16 protein-coding genes are annotated in these 18,841 nt (G+C 68.1%); 1 reads left to right on the top strand and 15 read right to left on the bottom strand.

Annotation, left to right across the window (positions count from 1 at the left end; translation table 11 throughout):
• From FHT98_RS22545 to FHT98_RS22515, 7 genes are read right to left on the bottom strand one after another with little or no spacing between them, the layout of a single operon-like run.
• Nucleotides 1-1,632 carry a complex I subunit 5 family protein gene (locus FHT98_RS22545; RefSeq protein ID WP_185745249.1) on the bottom strand — a complete coding sequence of 544 codons (1,632 nt, stop codon included), beginning with the start codon at nt 1,630-1,632 and terminating at the stop codon, nt 1-3.
• Nucleotides 1,629-3,152: a complex I subunit 5 family protein gene (locus FHT98_RS22540; protein ID WP_142115357.1), complete on the bottom strand. Its 1,524-nt coding sequence runs from the start codon at nt 3,150-3,152 to the stop codon at nt 1,629-1,631. Before FHT98_RS22540 ends, FHT98_RS22545 begins: the two co-directional genes overlap by 4 nt.
• Nucleotides 3,149-3,484: an NADH-quinone oxidoreductase subunit K gene (locus FHT98_RS22535; protein WP_244492678.1), complete on the bottom strand. Its 336-nt coding sequence runs from the start codon at nt 3,482-3,484 to the stop codon at nt 3,149-3,151. Before FHT98_RS22535 ends, FHT98_RS22540 begins: the two co-directional genes overlap by 4 nt.
• The gene (locus FHT98_RS22530; RefSeq protein WP_142115356.1) at nt 3,481-4,413 is read right to left on the bottom strand and encodes a hydrogenase subunit MbhD domain-containing protein; all 933 of its coding nucleotides are present in this window, start codon (nt 4,411-4,413) and stop codon (nt 3,481-3,483) included. Before FHT98_RS22530 ends, FHT98_RS22535 begins: the two co-directional genes overlap by 4 nt.
• Nucleotides 4,410-4,703: a monovalent cation/H(+) antiporter subunit G gene (locus tag FHT98_RS22525; protein WP_061963605.1), complete on the bottom strand. Its 294-nt coding sequence runs from the start codon at nt 4,701-4,703 to the stop codon at nt 4,410-4,412. The genes FHT98_RS22530 and FHT98_RS22525 overlap by 4 nt, the downstream gene beginning before the upstream one ends.
• Complete coding sequence (locus tag FHT98_RS22520) at nt 4,700-4,987, bottom strand: MrpF/PhaF family protein (protein ID WP_061963607.1); 288 nt, start codon at nt 4,985-4,987, stop codon at nt 4,700-4,702. The genes FHT98_RS22525 and FHT98_RS22520 overlap by 4 nt, the downstream gene beginning before the upstream one ends.
• Nucleotides 4,980-5,531: a Na+/H+ antiporter subunit E gene (locus FHT98_RS22515; protein ID WP_162260043.1), complete on the bottom strand. Its 552-nt coding sequence runs from the start codon at nt 5,529-5,531 to the stop codon at nt 4,980-4,982. The genes FHT98_RS22520 and FHT98_RS22515 overlap by 8 nt, the downstream gene beginning before the upstream one ends.
• Nucleotides 5,532-5,722: 191 nt before the next feature.
• On the opposite strand from FHT98_RS22515, the gene FHT98_RS22510 reads away from it, so the two are divergent.
• Complete coding sequence (locus FHT98_RS22510; protein ID WP_061965437.1) at nt 5,723-7,468, top strand: metallophosphoesterase family protein; 1,746 nt, start codon at nt 5,723-5,725, stop codon at nt 7,466-7,468.
• On the opposite strand, the gene FHT98_RS22505 is transcribed toward FHT98_RS22510, so the two are convergent.
• The 8 genes from FHT98_RS22505 to FHT98_RS22470 form a co-directional block, all read right to left on the bottom strand.
• On the bottom strand, nt 7,458-8,516 hold the full coding sequence (locus FHT98_RS22505) for an AI-2E family transporter (protein WP_061963611.1): 1,059 nt from the start codon (nt 8,514-8,516) through the stop codon (nt 7,458-7,460). The two genes, FHT98_RS22510 and FHT98_RS22505, sit on opposite strands and share 11 nt — an antisense overlap.
• Before the next feature lie 65 nt (nt 8,517-8,581).
• Nucleotides 8,582-9,649, bottom strand: a complete 1,068-nt coding sequence (locus tag FHT98_RS22500) for a patatin-like phospholipase family protein (protein WP_244511855.1) — start codon at nt 9,647-9,649, stop codon at nt 8,582-8,584.
• A 31-nt stretch (nt 9,650-9,680) separates the two neighbouring features.
• Nucleotides 9,681-11,411 carry a hypothetical protein gene (locus FHT98_RS22495; RefSeq protein WP_142115355.1) on the bottom strand — a complete coding sequence of 577 codons (1,731 nt, stop codon included), beginning with the start codon at nt 11,409-11,411 and terminating at the stop codon, nt 9,681-9,683.
• Complete coding sequence (locus tag FHT98_RS22490) at nt 11,408-11,917, bottom strand: DUF1269 domain-containing protein (protein WP_061963617.1); 510 nt, start codon at nt 11,915-11,917, stop codon at nt 11,408-11,410. The genes FHT98_RS22495 and FHT98_RS22490 overlap by 4 nt, the downstream gene beginning before the upstream one ends.
• Complete coding sequence (locus FHT98_RS22485; protein ID WP_185745248.1) at nt 11,910-13,388, bottom strand: M17 family peptidase N-terminal domain-containing protein; 1,479 nt, start codon at nt 13,386-13,388, stop codon at nt 11,910-11,912. The genes FHT98_RS22490 and FHT98_RS22485 overlap by 8 nt, the downstream gene beginning before the upstream one ends.
• A gap of 91 nt (nt 13,389-13,479) precedes the next feature.
• Nucleotides 13,480-14,619 (bottom strand): efflux RND transporter periplasmic adaptor subunit, encoded by a 1,140-nt coding sequence (locus FHT98_RS22480; RefSeq protein WP_248309281.1) that lies wholly within the window; start codon nt 14,617-14,619, stop codon nt 13,480-13,482.
• On the bottom strand, nt 14,616-17,699 hold the full coding sequence (locus FHT98_RS22475; protein ID WP_142115353.1) for an efflux RND transporter permease subunit: 3,084 nt from the start codon (nt 17,697-17,699) through the stop codon (nt 14,616-14,618). The genes FHT98_RS22480 and FHT98_RS22475 overlap by 4 nt, the downstream gene beginning before the upstream one ends.
• Nucleotides 17,696-18,796, bottom strand: a complete 1,101-nt coding sequence (locus FHT98_RS22470; RefSeq protein WP_142115352.1) for an efflux RND transporter periplasmic adaptor subunit — start codon at nt 18,794-18,796, stop codon at nt 17,696-17,698. The genes FHT98_RS22475 and FHT98_RS22470 overlap by 4 nt, the downstream gene beginning before the upstream one ends.
• Between the last annotated feature and the right edge of the window lie 45 nt (nt 18,797-18,841).

The raw sequence follows: 18,841 nt of genomic DNA, 5'->3' as shown, positions 1-18,841 counted from the left end.
TCAGGCCTGCAACATCAAAACGCCGCCAAGCAGGATGGCAAGAGCGATCAGGACGAACCCGGCAACGGGCCAGCGGCGAAAATGGGCGTCGATATCCCCGATCCGATCCGAAAAGCGGCGGGCAACCGGTTGTGCGGCTTGTGCGAGGACGATGATGTCGCCTTCCGGAATCGCACCGAGCCGTTGCGGCAATCGATGGACGAACAGCATCGCGACCGCGCCGAGCAGCATCGGCCAGGTCACCTTCCAGAGCGCCTCCGGCTGGAGCAGGCCGGAAACCGTTTCGCCGGAAACCGCCGGATAGAGCGACCACGGGATGAGGAAGGCGGCAGCCACCACGACCAGCCAGGGCAAGAGCTGCCCGAGCGCTGGCGATCCCGCCGCATTGCCCGCCGTGTCGCGGCGCAGGATCAGCAGGAAATGCAGCATCAGCGCGGTGCTGCCGGCGCCGGCCAGCGTCATCGCGCCAGCGAGCCAGCCATAGCCGAACAATGGCTTGGTCGCGAGCTTGGCCAGCGCACCGCTGGTCAGCGGCATGCCGCCGAGGCTCAGCGCGAGCACCGCGGTGAGCAGCAGCGCGAGCCTGAGGCGGCGCCCTCCTGTCGTGGCGAGGATGCCGACGCCCAGGAACAGCGCGCCCTTCACCAGTGTGTGGTGAACGGCGTAATAGGCCGTCAGGTTTGTGACGCCAGGATCGGCGGTGTCGAGGCCGACACCGAGCAGCACGGCCAGCAGCCCCATCTGGCTCACGGTGGAATAGGCCAGCACCGTCTTCGCCCGCGGCTGGATGATGCCGACGATGACGCCGCAATAGGCCGTGACGAGGCCGACCCCGATCAGCACGGAGCCCCAGAGCGGCGCCCCGGCCTCGAAGGGCAGGAAGCGGATCAGCCCGATCACGCCCGCCTTGACCACCACGCCGCTCAGCACCGCCGAAGCCGGCGTCGGCGCCGCGGGATGCGCCAAGGGCAGCCAGACATGCAGTGGTACCAGCCCCATCTTCAGCGCGAAGCCGATGATGAACAGCGCGAGGGTGCCGTCACGCATCGGCGAGGCCGGCAATTCGGCGACGACGCTGCGGATCTGTGGATTGGCGTCGGGATGCATCGCCGACAGCATCACCAGCGCGATCAGCAGGAAGGCCTCTCCCAGCAGCGCGAGCCCGACATAGATGACACCGGCCCGGTGCGCGGAGGCGCTCTGCTCGTGGATGATCAGCCCATAAGCGGCGAGGCTCGCCAGGGTGAACAGCAGGTAGAAATTCACGACGTCGCCGACGATGAAGAGGCCGAGGCTCCCGGTGAGGGTCAGCAGCCACCAGATTGCAAAGCGCGGCGCAGCCGGGTCGCGCGCCATGAGCGAGGCCGCGTAGGCGCCGGCAGCGCTCCACAACAGCGCGGCGCCCCCGAGCAGGATCGCGCCCGGCTGGTCGAGCACCAGCGTCAGCCGGAACGGCGCCGGGAAGAAGGCGAAGCGACCTTCCGGTACGAGGACCGCCGCCGCGAGGGCCGGCAGCGGCGCGATGACGACCACGGCCAGGGCCCTCGCCCGGAACCGCGCGGACAGGCAGCAGATCGCGAGCACGAGCGGGAAGAACAGCGCTGCGGCGAGAAGCAGGCCGGCGCTGCTCATGGCGCCCATGCCATGTTCAGGCCATCGCGGCCGATCTGCAGGAAGCCGAAGGGCCGCAGCGGCACGAAACCGATCAGCACGGCTGCAATGGCCAAGGCGAGCGCCGCGCATTCGAGCCGGCGCGGCACGGCACGGCGCGCCACGATCGGAACGGTGGGGACGGCCAGCGCCTTGTCGATCACGCGGAAGACGTAGGCACCGGCCAGAACCCCGCCGGCCAGGATGGTTGCTGCCAGCCAGGGATTTCCCTGGATCACTGCGGCCGTCAGCAGCAGGCATTTGGCGACGAAGCCGCCGCTCGGCGGAATACCCATCAGCGACAGACCCGCGAGGCCAAAGGCGGCCGCGCTGATCGGCAGCACCCGGCCGAAGCCGCCGAGATCGGCGATGCGATCATGACCGAAGGCCTCGGCAATGACGCCCGCCGCCAGGAACATCGCCGCCTTCGCCAGCGCATGGGAGACCAGCTGGAGAGCGCCGCCTGTCCAGGCGATCGTGCCCCATGGCGGCAGGTCGGCGCTGCCGGCAGCCAACGGGAAGACGATGAAGAGATAGCCGATCTGCGCCACGGTCGAATAGGCGATCATCAGCTTCAGCCGCGCCTGCCGGAGCGCCATGACGCTGCAGAACAGGATCGAGGCAGCGCCGAGGACGGCGAGCATCTGGCCTGCGATCGCGGCCGCCTGCGGGGGCGCGACGTCGAGCACCAACCGCAGGATCAGGAAAACCGGCGCCTTGATCACCAGCGCCGACAGGACAGCGCTCGCCGGAGCCGGCGCCCCGGCATGGGCCGGCGGCAGCCAGAGATGCAACGGAAACAGCGCCGCCTTGGCCAGAAGCCCGACGATCATCAGCGCCAGCGCAACCGCGAGCGCCGGGTCCTGCCGGCCAAGCTGCGCCAGCGCGAGCAGGTCGAGCGTGCCGTACTGGCCGTAGATCAGGCCGGCCCCAAGCAGATAGAGCAGCGAGCCGATCAGCGCGAACAGCAGATAGCGCAACGCCGCCGTGACGGTCTCCGCCCGGCCGTCGAGGCAGACCAGCGGCACCGCCGCGAAGGTCAGCAGCTCCAGCGCGACATAGAGGTTGAACAGATCCTCGCCGACGAAGACGGCATTCAGCGCGCTCCAAAGCGCCAGCAGCATCACCCAGAAGGTCGTCTGCGCCCGTCCGCCGCCAGCGTCCGCCTGGAGCCCGTGCTGGATATGCGCGAACAGGCCGACCGCGACCACGACCAGCGCCGTCATGACCAGCATCGCCCCCGATAGCCCGTCGGCCCGCAGAGCGATGCCAAGCGGCGGCTGCCAGGCGCCGACGACATAGGAAAGCGCTTTCCCGCTCGATATCAACTCGGTGGCGATGGCGATGGCGACGACGAGCCCTGCCGCAAACGTCGCCAGCGCGATCCGGGCCGCGCTGCGCGGCCCGCAGGCGAGGATGGCGAGCACCGCGCAGACCGGCAGGATCACGGCCAGGACCAGCAGGAAGCCGCCCGGCGTGGTGGCATGGATGAGCGGCGTCACAAGCCACTCCGCGATTCATCGGGGGCCGCTCGATCGCCGACAGTCAGCTCGGCGAGCCGCTTCAGCAAGGCGACGGCCAGTGCGCTGGCCGAGAAGGCGACGACGATGCCGGTGATCACCAGGGCCTGCGGCACCGGGTCGGCGTCGAAGCCCGGCCCGGCGCCGCGCCGCGCGACGGCGCCGAAAACGAGGAAGATGCCCGCGCCGAGGATGTTGCAGCCGACGATCCGTCGCAGCAGCCCGGGATGGGTGATGACGGCGAACAGGCCGATGCCGACGAGCGCTGCCCCGCACAGGCCGAACAGGACGCCGGGCTGAAGCACCGCCATCATCGCGCCGGTGCCTTGCGGGCCGGCCCCGCGACCAGCATGGCGAGCGCCGCAGCGACGGAGAGTGTCAACGCCGCCTCGATCGCCAGGATCAGGGGTTTGGCCAGTGCCTTCGGATAGGCGAGGAAGCCGTCGGCGAAGGCGAAGCCGAGGAAGGCGATCGCCAGGAACAGGATCGGCCCGCCGGCCAGCACCAGCCGTAGCAACCACCGGGCCGTGTCGGGGGGCGGATGAAGCCCCGCCATCATCACCAGCAGCCACATCGCCGCGAGCACTGTCCCGGCCTGGAAGGTGCCGCCCGGCGCATCCGCCCCGACCCAGAACATGTAGACGCCGATGACGACGCCGAAAGGCGGCAGGACACGCCCGAGATAGGCGAGCGGCCCCGGAACGGCGGCGGGCTTCACATCGGGAGCGCCGCCCCAGACCGCGTCGGGCGCCAGCGACCAGACCCCGATCAGGGCGAGCAGCACCACGACCTTCTCCAGCAGCGTATCGAGCGCGCGAAAGGCCAGCAGGACGGCGGTGACGGGATTGCCCAGGCCCGTCGCGGGAAGCGCCTGCGCGGCGGCCGGCGCGAGCGTCGGTGCCGGTGTGGAGAAGGTCAGCACGGCAAAGCCGAGCCCGGCGGAGATTGCGGCGCAGCCCGCAGCGACGGCGAGCTTGCCCGTGCGCGTCACCGGCTTCGCCTGCTTGCCGCGGCCGCGCAGGGCAGCTTCCGCCCGCAACAGCAGGATCCCGGTCGCGCCGCCACCGATCGCGATCTCCGTCAAGGCGACGTCGGGCGCCGCCAGCCGGACCCAGGCGAGCCCGAGCAGCAGGCCGAAGGCGAGGAAGGTGATGATCGCGCTGCGCTCGTCCGGCTCGACGACGACGCGAAGCGCGAGCATCAGCAGCAAGGCGACGAGCGCAAGGTCGAACAGCGCCATCATCGCTCGGTTCGGTCGCGATGGACGGCACGGGCGAGCAACTGGCTCGCCGTCGCGGCCGAAAGCTGCGCGAGCAGCCAGATGCAGACGAGCTTCAAGCCGCCCGCGATACTCGCCGATTGCGGCAGGAGACCGAGCACGATCAGCCCGAGCCCGAGATTGTCGGCCTTGCTGATCGCATGCAACCGGCTCAGCGTGTCGGGAAAGCGCAGCAGGCCGAGCGCGCCGGCCAGGAAGAGCAATGCCCCCACGCTCACCAGGACGACGGTGACGGTGTCGAGAAGGGCGCTCATGGCTGCTCTCCCGACGAAGTGCGGTCCGCGTCCTGCCCAGCGGAGCCCAGGACGAAAGCCACGCAGGAGAACGCCGCGAACAAAGTGAGCAGCAGCGCGACATCGCTCGCAGCCGCAGAGCCGGATGCCACCCCCAGCAGCAGAAGAACCGCCGCTCCGCCGGTCCCGAGCAATTGCACCGCCATCATGCGTTCGGCCGTGATCCGGGAGCGCAGCACGCGCAACAGTGCGATGGCCGTGACCGCCAGGATGAACAACGCCGCAGTGGTCAGAAAATCAGCCATCACGCCGATCCCGTTCGAGGATTCGGCGGAAAGCGACCTCGTCGGCCGCAACCTGCTCGGCCACGGCCTCACGCAGATCGAGGCAATGGATATGCAGGGTCCCGTCGCTCTCAATGGCAACCGGCAACTTGCCCGGCTGCAGGCTCATCACCGCGCAGGCGGAATCGCGCGCCATGCCGTCGGGAATGCTGGAACGGCAGGTCGCGAAGCCCGGCCGCAAGTCGGGTTCGCGTGCAAAGGCGCGCCGCGCCACGTCGAGCCCGGCGGCCACCGATTGCGGCAGGAAGCGGATCAGGAACCGCGCGAGGCCCGCTGGCGAAAGCTTACCGCCGGGTGGCCACAGCGCCGTACTGGCCCAGACTCCGGCGGCGCTGGCGACGAGCCCGACCGGCAGGTCCATCGGTGCGGGGCCGATCAGGGTCACCCACAGCAGCAGCAGGCAAAGCCCCCGGATCAGGAGAGCCGGGAGCCGCACGTCGTCGGCCGCGGCCGCTCCACCCATCGTCTCGCCCGCCTCCGGTCGATACCCTGCCCCGTTCAGCATGAGGGTAGCGCCCACCTCCCCGGGCAACATCAGCCCGATGTCTCATGACTGTGCGCCACGTCCCATTTCTCAGTGCAGTGGCTGGCAGGAAGGCGCCCGATCTGCGCAGGATGGCGGCTCGCTCTGTCCGGGGACCGCATGCCGCAGCTCGATCTTCCCTCGACGCCTGCCGCCCGGCCGGCCGCATCATCATGCCGATGATCATCGAACCGCGGCACGGCGACGCGGAAGACGACGCGAGCAGCACCAAGAAGCACTCGCTGATCGCCATCGCGGGCAGCCTGCTTGGCGAGATCAGCCTGCCCAAGCTGGCGCTCGCCTGGGTTCTGGGTGCCCTGCTGCCGAGCCTCCTGCTGGGCGCGGCCCCCCTCGTCATGTCGGCCTGGGTCGCGTCCGTGTCAGGCCGCGTGACGGCACTCGCCGGGGTCGGCTCGCTGGTGCTGCTCGCTTTGGTCGGCGCCGTCGGCTGGTACGGTTTCCGGCCGCTATTCCGCCTGGCGGAGAAGAGCTTCTGGTCGCTGAACGCGCTTGTGGTGCAGCCGGGCTACGCCATCTGCCGCGAGGGGCTGCAGCATCTCGCCGAGCGCTTCATCCCCGCCGCCGCCGCTCCGGGCAGGCGGGCGACCTGGCGCGCGGGCAGCGCGATCGGCGCGGGGCTGGTCGGTTGCCTCGTTGCCGGCGCGGTTGCCGCCATCGTCTGGCCGGCCACGCGCTGGTCCGGCGGCTTCGCCGACTTCGTCGATCCGGTCCGGCTCGTCCTTCCCGCCCTCGCCAATGCCGTCGTGCTGATGTCGCTCTATCTGGCAGCGGCCTCGCTGCTCTGGGGTATCGCCGACGGGTTCATGGACCAGCCGCAGGATCTCGACGGCTTCGACACCGTGCCGGCCTCGGCCCGCCGGTGGCGCGTCGCGCATCTCTCCGACGTCCATGTCGTCGGCGAGCGCTACGGCTTCAGGATCGAGAGCGGGCGCGCCGGCCCGCGCGGCAACGAACGCTTTCGCCAGGCGCTCGAGCGGCTGGCTGAAATCCATGAGGCCGAGCCGCTCGACCTGCTGCTCATCACCGGCGACATGACAGACGCCGGGCGCTCGGCCGAATGGGCCGAGTTCCTCGACGCCATGTTGCGCCACCCCGCTCTCGCCGAGCGCAGCCTGATCCTGCCCGGCAACCACGACGTCAACATCGTCGACCGCGCCAATCCTGCCCGGCTCGAATTGCCGGGCAGCCCGGGCAAGCGCCTGCGCCAGATGCGCACGCTCTCGGCCATGGCGGCTCTCCAGGGCGAGCGCGTGCAGCTTTTCGACGACAGCCGAAGCCACCTCGCCGGCAGTCTCGCCGCCACGCTGGAACCGCATCGCGGCAGGATCGCCGCTTTCGCCGATTCGGGGGGCTTGCGCCTCTCAATCGGCCTCGCCGCGATCTGGGAGGATGCCTTCCCGATGGTGCTGCCACCGGCCGAGCCCGACGGACTCGGCGTCATCCTGCTGAACTCCAACGTGGAAGCGCATTTCTCCTTCACCAACGCACTCGGCCTCGTCGCCGAGGAGGATATGCAGGCGTTGCTCGCCGCGACCCGCGCCTTTCCGCAGGCGCGCTGGATCCTGGCGCTCCATCACCATCCGGTCGAATATCCGCGGCCGGCAAAAGCGTTTTCGGAGCGCATCGGCACGGCCCTGATCAATGGCAGCCGGCTCCTGCGGCTGCTGCGACCGGTCGCCTCCCGAATGGTCGCGATGCATGGGCACCGCCATATCGACTGGATCGGCCGTTGCGGCGCGCTGAAGATCGTCTCCGCGCCGTCGCCGGTGATGGAGGCGACGGATGACGAACCGACCTGCTTCTACATCCACACGCTGGCGGCGGCGCCCGGCGGGATAGCGCTGCTGGAACCGCAGCGCATCGTGATCGAACCCGCGCCGCCCGCCGTCATGGCGTGACGGACGAGCCTTCCGCGATCTTCTCGTCCTTCTGTGGCGAGCCGAAGATTTCGGCCAGCCACAGCGTCGACGGATGCAGGGCACAGAAGGTGAGCAGAGCGATGGTGATCGGCACGCCGATGAAGGCGCCGAAGACCCCCCAGAGATAACTCCAGAAGAACACCGAGAACAGGACGGTCGCCGGCGAGATCGAAAGGGCGCTGCCGGCGACCCGCGGCTCGACATAGCTCCCGACCACGAACTGGATCAGGTTGAGGCAGGCGAAGACCGCGATCACCGCTTGCCAGGAGCCGAACTGCGTCATGGCGAACAGGGTCGGGAAGACCGTCGCGACCAGCGGGCCCAGGAACGGGATGTAGTTGAGCAAAAAGGCGATGAAGCCCCATTCCTCGGCCAGTTGCAGGCCGACAGACTTAGCGAAGGCCCAGACCAGCACGCCGGTGATCACGCTCATTGCCGTCCGGACCAGCATGTAGCGGCGGATCTTGACCGCCGTCGCGATGCTGCCGCGCAGCAGCAGGTCGCCGGTGGCGCGATTGCGCATGCTCCTGAGCTTGCGGCCGAACTCATCGACTTCGAGCAGGCCGAGGAAAACATAGACCAGCACCACCAGCCAGAAGCTCATCGTGCTGTTGAGGCGCCCCGTGACGGTCTGGGCGGTGCGCAGCATCCAGCTGACGCTGAACGCCTCGGACCAGGCCCCGGCGACCGCGATCCCGTGCCCTTCGAGCCAAACCGTGACCTGGTCGTAGAAGGTCTGGAAACGGGCGGCATCGCTGACGATCCAGCGGCCGACACGGCCGAAGGCCCAAGCGATCAGGGAGCCGAAGCCGACGAAGGCGACGACCATGACCACGACGCAGACCGCCAGCGCCAGAAGGCGCGGCAGGACGCCCTGCAGGGCCTTCTGCAACGGCCAGACCAGCGCGATGATGAACAGCGCGAAGGCGACCGGCGCAAAGACCGAGCTCGCGATCGACAACGCCGCCACCACGATGATGGTGGCGACCACGACCAGACCGGCCTGATGGATATTGCCGCTCGTCATGATCCTGTCCGTCCTCGCATCGGCGGCAATATCGAGGTTGTGCGGCCGTTCAGCATGAGCACCGGTCAGACCCCCTTGGTGAGTTCGGCGAGATCGAGCGTCGAGCGCTTGCCGATCTCGTTGCGATTTGCCTGGTAGAAGGCCTCTGCCGAACGTCTGCCCTCGTCGTGCAGCATCGTCAGGAACTCCCATTCGGCATTGAGCTTCGAAGAGTAACCGAGCTCGGTCATGGCGTCGCTGGTGATGCGGTGGACCCGCATCCGCGCCCAACGCGCACCCTCGCCGCCCCCGGAAAGCGCCTCGCGTTGCAGGAGCGCCATCATGCGGAGCTCCTTCAACAGAACCGCGTTGAAGGAGACCTCGTTGAGACGGTTCAGAATGTCACGCGCCGTCCGCGGCGTTCCCGGCCGCTCCACCGGATTGATCTGGACGAGGATCGTATCGCTGGCATTGCTCTCCTCGATCAGCGGCGTCATGGTCGGGTTGCCGGAATAGCCGCCGTCCCAATAGCTCTCGCCGTCGATCTCGACCGCCTGGAACAGGGTCGGCAGGCAAGCCGAGGCGAGCAGCACTTCAGGCGTGATCTCGGCGTTGCGGAAGACGCGATTGCGGCCGGTGCGGACATTCGTCGCGGAGATGAACAGCTTGATCGGGCTTTTCGCGATGGCGTCGAAATCGATCACCTCGGCAAGGATCTCTGTCAGCGGGTTCGTGCCCGCCGGATTGAGGCTGTAGGGCGAGACGACCCGGGACATCATGTCCATCGCGACGAAAAGCGGCGAGGTGTCGAGCGTCCAGCGCCCGAGCAGCACGTCCAGCGGCGAACGCTGGAACGGGCTGAACTTCGCCGCCTCGGAGACCTTCCGCCAGAACTGGTTCAGCGCCTCGCGCGCGCCACCCCGTCCGCCGGTGACATAGCCGGAGGCCAGGACCGCCGCATTCATCGCCCCGGCCGAGGTGCCCGAGATCGCCTCGATCGTCAGCCAGTCCTCCTCGAGGATCCGGTTCAGCACGCCCCAGGTGAAGGCACCATGCGCGCCCCCACCCTGCAAAGCGAGATCGATATCGAGCGGCTTGCGCGGCGGGGCGCTCGCGCCGCCGGCTTGGCTGGAGGAAGCAGGCGTCTTGCTCACGACATCACCGTTGTTGGCGGAACCGGCCGCGTCATGACGACTTCACCAGCCCCGAGAAACCCGCGACCGCGAGCAGGCTCAAGGCCCAGCCGACGATCGATTGGAAGTAGAAATAGCTGATGGCGACGCGCCCTCCGGGCTTCGCCGGATTCGGTCGCCAGAAACTGCGCTGTCCCATGTCCAGCACCGGCAGCAACGTGTCGAGCGAATACATCCACGGGCTGAAGGCGGGGTAGCTCGAGGCTTCCCAGCGCTGCCGGAAGCAGTCGAGCTGGGTCTGGCCCGGCACAGCCAGCCCTTGTGACGGACCGCTGGCGACCAGCGGCCTCTGCTCCCCATGCGCGATGCCGCACAAGGTCCATTCCGGCGCGCGCAGCACGACGGCGCTGTTGGGCATCACCGCGCCCTGGCCCTCCGCATAGGCGAAGATCCCGACGCCTGCGAGCCAGAAGAACACAAGCCAGACGAGCGCGAAGAGCGGCCTGCGGCCATAGCCGAGCGTGATCCCGAGGATACCGTCGGCGACGAAGAGAAGCGCCCGCCAGACCGGACTTTCCGTCCGCGCCCGGCGGGCCCGGCGCTGCAGCCTTTCCTTGATGACGAGCACCGAGCTGGCATCCTCGCCATGCCCCATCTCGCGGAAGACCGCCGCGAGCTGCTCGTAGGGTTGCGGCCAGAAGTCCTCGCCCCAGCGTGCGGGTGTCTGGCGCGCCAGCCAGTCCAGGCGGCTTTCTGCATCGACCGGCCCGTCGATGAAGGCGCCATAGCGGCAGCGATTGAGCAATAATTCGCCTGGCTTCGGCCAGGAGGCCGCCTCGTCATGGATCGTGCCGATCGAGGCACCGGTCAGCGCCAGCGTGCCGTCCAACCGAGCGTCGCGGCGCAAAAAGAAGGCGCCCTTGATAGCCGCCCGGCTGGCGTCGAGGGCGGTATCCCCGGCATGATCGACAAGCGTACCGGAACAATCGAGATCACCAGCGATAGCGGACCCGGTCAGTCGCACCTCGCCGGTGACGTGTGCGTTTCTCAGCACGATACTGCCATGGCAGGTGATCTCGGTCGCGTCGATCGCGGTTCGCTCGAAGGCCGGAACGGTCGCGCCCGCGGCGTCGAGATCGGCCGCCAGGACCGCGCCGGCCAGATTCACGCCGCCGCGCAGGGTCGCGCCGCGCAGGAGCACGTTGCGCACCTCCAGGCTGCGGCCCAGCAGAGCATAACCGCTGCGATTGCGGATCGTCGCTCCGTCGCATTCGAGGTTGCCGCCGAGGCGCGCCTGGTCAAGGTTGATTCCGCCCTCGACATCCGCCCCCCGAAGGTAGATGCCGCCGCGCGCCTCGAGTCGCTCGGCCTGCAGGCCGGGTAGCCGAGAGCCGTCCAGAAAGAGCCGATTGATGATGGCGGCGCGCAGGATCGGCGCTGCCTCGAAATGGCAATCGTTCAGGCCGATGTCGCGAAAGATGCGACAGGCCTCAAGCTCAAGAACCTCGGAAATCCAGGCGCCATGAACGAGTACGCCCTTCTCGTGCGGCCGGCAGCCTGCCTCGCCGCCGAGCATCAGGAAGCGCAGGAACGAGGCGCGCACGATACGCGCCGGATCAGGCTCGGCGGGCAGGACCCCGTTGCCGAGCCTGTCGAAGCTGCCGGACTGGAGCTTGGCGACGATCTCCTCCTCTGCCGGAAGCAGGGGCCGGAAATCGTCGAGGCGCACGGTCGAGGCTGCCCAGACGGCGGCCTCTGCACCCAAGCTCCAGTCGAGGGTCACGCCGGCGATGCCTCGGCGCTCGCCGCGGCCGAGAGGGCTTCGCGCAGCTGGGCTTCCTTCGTTTCGTCGAAGGAGGTGCTGATCAAGGTGCCGCCGACGCCCTTGAGATCGGCCAGAACCTTGTCCGTCGTCATCTTGCGGATCAGCAGGAAGAGGCCAGCCGTGTTCGGCTGCAGCGCCGAGGCGGCATCTTTCATGAACTTGTCGTTGATGCCGATATCGGTGAACTTGCCGCTCAGCGCGCCCGAGGCGGCGCCGAGCGCCGTGCCGACCAGCGGCGCCAGGAAGATGAAGCCGATCAGCGTGCCCCAGAGCGCGCCCGAGGCAGCGCCCGTCGCGGTCAGGTTGATCATCTGGTTGAGCTTTACCTGACCCTTCTCGTCCTTGACCACGACGACCGCATCGCCGAGCTCGATCAGATACTCGCGCTGGAGCGAAAGGACCTTCTGGCGAACTTCCTCAGCCTTCTGTTCCGTCGGGAAGGCGATGAAAACGAGATCACTCATGAATGGAGTTCCTGCTTGAGCGGGGAGAAAAGATCGCGTGCCCCGGCACCGCTCGTGCCCGGCCGACCAGGAATTCCGCCAATAACGGCACCGGACGCCCTGTCGATCTCCTCCGCTGTGCCGTCGATGCGGTTCCGGCGATGTCCAGATGCGCCCAGGGATAGGCGGTGGCGAAGCGGGCCAGATTGGAGGCGGCCGCGATCGCATCGGCGGGACATTCGATCTCTTGATCGGCCTCAGCGTCCTGGCCCGCGGGTAATGGCGGGTCATCTTCCCACAACGGAAGCTGCCATACACCGTCGCCCGATATCCCACCGCATTTCGACAGTTCCGATGCCAAGCCTTCGTCATTGGCGAACAAGCCGCTGGCATGGCTGCCCAGCGCGATGAAGCTTGCGCGGCTCAGCGCAGCGACGGTGATGACACAGCTCGGCGAAAAATGAGCGGCGTAGCCGAGCACGTCCCCCAGGAGCGAGGGTTTCCGCGCTCGGTGGCCGTCATCCCTGTCGATACATGATGCTCCACGCTGGCTGGCGACGATGAGACCCACGACATTCAAGGCGAGCCCCAGCCGCTCGACCGTCCGCATCGCGCCCAGCACGCTCCCGATGCCGTGCATGTCGCAGGCTGAAGGAGGCGCGAACGGCTCGTGCTTGGCAGGCGCCTGGAGCGCCGCGACATCGTCACCGATCAGGACGATCGGGCGGCCAGCCGCCTCCCGATGATCGCTCCTCACGACGAAGAGCTTGCAGGCGCCGGCCACAGCGTTCTCTCTTGCCAGAAAGTGCATCATGCCATGCTCCTCGAATTCGTGCCTCCCCAGCACATCGAGGCTGAAGCCGAATTGGTTCGACATCGCCTGCAGCGTCCGCGCGATGAAAGCCGGCGTGCACAGGTCCGGTGAGAGATCCCCCAGCTCCTTGGCGAAGGAAACGCCCTCGCCGATCGCCACGCCCTGCCGCAGCGCTCCGACCAACTCCGAAGTCAGGGCCTGCGGCACGAGCAGCGTAATGGTGCATTTTTCGCCCCGGATGTTTCGATCGGGCAGCCCGAAGTCGAAGCGGCCATCGGCGAGAATCCGCGCGGCCTGCTGCATCCGCCAGCTGAGCGCCCGGCGGGGCACCTCGTTCTCCGCGAGCGTGACGACCACCTCCGCGACCGGATCGTCGTTCAGGGCCACGGCCACCGCCGCGAGCGCCTGCCGATAGGCCCTGTCGGAAAACCGTCCGGCTTTGCCAAGGCCGACCAGCAGAAGGCGATGCGCCGCGACACCGGGCAGCTTTCCGATCAGGCAGGTCGCGCCGACGGTTTCCCCGAGGCCAGCCTGGTCGAGGATGGCGGCGAGCCGGCCGGCCGACCGATTGTTCACCGCCCGCGCCGAACCCATCAGCGGACCGTCGCAGAAAACCCCCAGGACGAGAAATTCCGTCCCGAGTTTCTCCGCTTCTCCGGCTGCCGGAACGATCTCCATGGATGCCCTCTGCCAAGGAAACTGCAATGTCGGTGGGCCAAATTCTGGAATGCCGCTGTTCGCCATCCGCATCGGCCTCCGCCCGCGACGGTCACGGCGACACGGCCGCCTGCTGCCGCGACGAAGGCAATTGCCTAGGCAACAGCCTGACGCGCTGGCCGGGATGCAGGGCTTGAGCGCCGGCCGATACGATGATTTCGCCGGGCGCCAGCCCCTGGGAGAGGATGATCGTGCCGGCATCGAACCGCAACACATCGATATCGCGCAGGGAGACGGTCGATTTGGCGGGGTCGACGACCCATACGGCGGGCGAACGGCCTTGCTGGGTCAGTGCGCTCGCCGGAATGGAAACGATCGCCGCGGTGGTGAGTTCGATCGTGCCGACGACCGTCGAGCCGAGGCGCATCGCCTCCGGTGGGTCTTGCAGCCCGACCCGAACGGCAAAGGTACGCGTCACCGGATCGGCCTGCGGCGCGACTTCGCGCACCGAGCCATATGCCGTCACAGCAGGAGCATCAGCCAGCGCGACACGGATTCGGGCATCGCTGAGATGGGTGTCGAGCACCGCTGCCGGCACGTTGAACACCGCGTCGCGGCTGTCGTCGCGGGCAATTTGGACGACGACCTGACCCGGCTGGATCACCTCGCCGGGCTCGATCCGGCGCGCGGTCACGACGCCCGCAACATCTGTGCGCAACGCAGTGAACCCAAGGCGATCTTGCGCCAACTCGACCTGCGCCTCGGCATTTTCGAGCGTGGCCTGCGCCGTTTCCTGCGCCCGCCGGGCTTGATCGTAGCGCGGCCGGGTCGTGAAGCCTTGCGCCATCAGGCGTTCCTGGCGCTCGAAGGTGCTGCGCGCCGTGCTGACCTCGCCGCGCGCGGCTTCCAGTGCCGCCTTGGCAGCCGCCAGCGCATTCTGTTCGAGAGCGGGGTCAAGTCGGGCGATGACCTGCCCCGCCTTCACCTGGTCGCCGACATTGACCGGGCGTTCAAGGACACGCCCGCCGATGCGGAAGGCGAGCGAAACGTCCTTCTTGGCCTGAATCTCGCCACTGAGTTGGACGTCGTCGGAGAACTGCCCCGCCTCCACCGTGACGACGCCGACCGGCCGCCCCTCCGCCTGCGGTGCCTTCTCATCGCCGCAGGAGACGAGGACCGCCCCCAGCAACGTGACGGCGGCAATGCGTCCGATACCTCTCGCAAGCATCCGCCTCGTGATGATCGCGCTCATGATCGGGACGCTCCCACACTGGCCATCCGCTTCGTCTTGCCGTTGCGCGCGGTCGCGGCGCCGAAGACGGTGACGTAAAGGACGGGGAGGAGGACGAGGGTCAGCACCGTCGCGACCAGCAGGCCGCCCATGATCGCGAAGGCCATCGGCCCCCAGAACACGGTCGGCGCGATCGGGATCATGCCGAGCACCGTCGAGATCGCGGTCAGCACGATCGGCCGGAAGCGCGTGCCGGCGGCGTCGACTGCGGCCTCGACCACGCCCTTGCCGGCCGCGCGCTCATCCTCGATCTGCCCGACCAGGATCACCGCGTTCTTGGTGATGATGCCGATCAAGGCGAGGATGCCAAGCAGCGCGACGAAGCCCAGCGGTTTGCCGGAGAGCAGCAGCGCGGCGACGACGCCGATCAGGCCGAGCGGCGCGATGCTCAGCACAATCGCGAAGAGCCGGAAGCTCCTGAGCTGCGCCATCAGCACCGTGAACATGATCAGCAGCATCACCGGGATCACCGCGATGACCGAGGCTTGCGACTTGGCGCTTTCCTCGACCGTGCCGCCGACGGCAATGTCGTACCCTGCCGGCAGTGTTTTCCTGAGCCCGTCCACCGAGGGTTGCAGCGCGCCGACCACCGCGTCCGGCAATATCCCGGGCGGCACATCGGCCGAGACCGTCAGGTTGGGCACGCGGTCACGGCGCCAGATCAACGGCGTGTCGAGGCCGTAGCTGAAGCTCACGAACTGCGAGACCGGCACCGAACGGCCGCTCGGCAGCGCGACCTGCATGCTCCGCAACGTGTCGAGCGAGGCCCGCTCCGCATCCTGCGCCCGCACGACGACATCGACGAGATAGATGGAATCCCGCACCTGCGTCACAACCGTCCCCGAGACCACCGTGTTGACGATGGCGGCGACAGCCGCGGAGCTGAGGCCGAGCCGGCGCGCCTCGTCCTGGTCGACGCGCAGGCGCAGTTCGCGGGCGGGCTCGATCCAGTCGAAATTGATCTGCTGCGCCTTGGGATTTGCCGCGACCACCTGTGCCAGCTTCATCGCGATGGTGCGGACCTCGGCGATATCGGGGCCGCTGACGCGGTACTGCACTGGCCAGCCGACCGGGGGGCCGAGTTCGAGCGGCGAGACACGCCCGACCACATTGGGGAAGTCCTTGGCGAGAAGGGCTTCGAGCTTCTTCTGCAGCCGCTCGCGCGCCGCCACATCCTTGGCGACGATCACGGCCTGGCTGAAGAAGTCGTTCGGCAATTGCGCATTCAGCGGCAGGTAGAAGCGGATAGCGCCGCGGCCGACATAGGTGCTCCAGCGCTCGACATCGGGATCGCCCTTCAACGAAGCCTCGAAGCGGTTGACCATGTCCTCGCTCGCATAGATCGAGGCGTTCTGCGGCAACGTGAGATCGACGAGCAGCTCCGGCCGGTCCGACGCCGGGAAGAACTGCCGCGGCACCAGCGGCAGCGCCAGGAGCGAGGCGGCGAACAGGCCGAGCGTGACCGCGATCGTGACCCAGCGCAGCTTGATCGCGCTTGAGAGAAAGCTTCGGAAGCCGCGCTCGACACGCCCCGGCTCCTTCTGCTGTGCGGAGGCGTCGGGTGCTTTCAGCATGGCGACGCCGAGCACGGGTGCGAACAGCACGGCCACGAACCAGGAGACGACCAGCGCGATCGTCACCACCGCGAAGAGCGAGAAGGTATATTCGCCGGCCGAGCTTGCGGCGAAGCCGATCGGCACGAAGCCGGCGATCGTCACCAGCGTGCCGGCCAGCATCGCGGTGGCGTATTTCTCGAAGGCGAAGGTCGCCGCCTTCATCTTCTCCTCGCCGGCGGCGAGTCGCGTGACCATGGCGTCTGTCGTGGTCATCGCATCGTCGACGAGCAGCGCGAGCGCGATGATCAGGGCGCCGAGCGAGATGCGCTGCATGTCGATGCCGGCGACCAGCATGCAAGCGAAGACGATGGCGAGCGTCAGCGGTATCGCGAGAGCCACGACGAGGCCCGGCCGCACGCCGAGGCTGATGAAGCTGACGACCAGGATGATGCCGACGGCCTGCCAGAGCGACATCATGAAATCGTCGATCGCGTGCGAGACCGTCACCGCCTGGTCGGCGACGAGATAGGGCTCGATGCCGAGAGGCAGGCCGGCAGTGACCTCGGCCATCGCCTTCTTGATGTTGCTGCCGAGCGCCAGGATGTCGCCGCCGTCGCGCATGGCGATGCCCAGCCCGATTGCGTCACGCCCGTTCACCCGGAACATCGGCGTCGGCGGATCGGCATGGCCGCGCCTGATAGTCGCGATGTCGGCCAGCCGCACCATACGGTCGCCCACCGGGAAATTGATGCCGAGCAGATCCGCCTCCGATTGGAAGGCGCCGGAGACGCGCACCGAGAACTTCTCGTCCTGCGTCTGCACCTCACCGGCCGGTCGCACGACATTTTGGGCCTGCAGAGCCCCGAGCAGCGCCGAGCGATCGAGGCCGAGATTGGCCAGTTCCCTGACCGAGAACTCGATGAAGATGCGCTCGTCCTGCGCGCCGACGATCTCGATCTTCGAGACGTCTGGCACGAGCAGCAGCCGCGAACGGATCGCCTCGACATGGTCGCGCAGGTCGCGGCTGGTGAAGCCGTCCGAGGTGAAGCCGTAAATGATGCCGAAAGTGTCACCGAAGCGGTCGTTGAAGAACGGCCCGAGCGTGCCAGCCGGCAACGTGTGCCGCATGTCGGCAATCAGGTTGCGTACCCGGTACCAGGTGTCCTGGACCTGGCGGCCGGGAACGTCGCCCTTGAGGTTGACGAAGATCGTCGTCACGCCCGGCCTGGTGAAGCTGCGCACGCTGTCGAGCCCGGGGGTTTCCTCGAGCTGCCGTTCGAGGCGTTCGGTCACCTGGCTCAGCGTGTCTTCCATCGTGGCGCCGGGCCAGATCGCGGAGACCACCATTGTCTTGATGACGAAGGCCGGATCCTCGTTGCGGCCGAGCTTGACGAAGGCGAAGACCCCGGCAGCGACCGCGATGATCATGAGGTAGATCACGACCGAGCGGCTCTTCAGCGCCCATTCCGAGAGGTTGAAGCTCATCGCGGCTCCGCTCCGATCAAGCGTACGCGCTGGCCTTCACGTAGAAGCCCGGCACCAGCGGTGACGACGATGTCGCCTATGTCCAATCCCTTAGAGATCTTGGCGGCCGCCGGGTCCGCGCTCGCGACATCGAGCTTGCGCAGCGAAACGGTCAGGTTCTTAGGGTCCACCACCCATACGCCGGTGGCCTGGTCGCGCCGCGCCAGCGCCGTCGCGGGGATGGTGATGGCCCCGCCTTCGGCGCCACGGATCGAGCCCGAGACGGCTGCGCCGAGACGGAAGGCCGGGGACGGGTCGGTCAGGCCGACCCTGATCCGGAAGGTCCGAGTCACGGGATCGGCCTGCGGCGCGATCTCGCGCACCCGGCCGGTCGCCTCCGCACCGGCCTCCCCGCTCAGGGCGACGCGCACCTGCATATCGGGCGTGAGCTGTCGCACCAGATCGGCCGGAATCTCGAAGACGGCGTCGCGGCCCTCCCGCCGCGCCAGCTGGACGATCATACGGCCGGCTGAAACGACTTCCGAAGGTTCCGCGCCGACGCGCGTGACGACGCCCGGCGCATCGGCCTTCAGCGTTGTGAAGCCGACGACGTCCTCCGCAGACCGGACCCGTGCCTGGGCCGCATCGACCTGGGCGCGCGCGGCGGTGAGTGCCTGTTGCGCGCTCTCGAAATCCGCCTGCGTCGTGATGTGGCGTTCGAGCAGATGGCTCTGCCGCTGGAACTGGTTTTCCGCCTTGCGCAGATTGCCCTGCGCCGCAGTCAACGCGGCCTGAACGGAGCGGAGATCGTTCAGCTCGTTCTCGGGGTCGAGTCGCGCGACGGTCTCCCCCTCGCGGACGGTCGCGCCAAGACCGACCAGGCGTTCCGCCAGGCGACCGCCGATGCGGAAGGCCAGCGACGCCTGGTCCTGCGCCTCGATATGGCCGGTGAAGGCGAGATCGGGCGCCTGGCGTGGCGGCTCGACGGTCACGGTCCGGACGAAGCGAACCGGCGCCGGAGCCTCCTTCTCCTCACGGTTGCAGGAGGCGACGGCGAGCGCGATGGCGGTCACGACCGCAAGACGGCCCAGCCGCGATGAAGCCTCGCTGTGCCTCATGCCCGCTCCCTCGCAGCCTCCTGCCGCTGCAGCGGCGCACCCTGG

The organism is Allobosea sp. AK1 (genome assembly GCF_006714945.1).
Taxonomy (GTDB): Bacteria; Pseudomonadota; Alphaproteobacteria; order Rhizobiales; family Beijerinckiaceae; genus Allobosea; species Allobosea robiniae.
The sequence above is the reverse complement of the archived record's forward strand: the minus strand, read 5'-3'. Positions and strand labels throughout refer to the sequence as shown.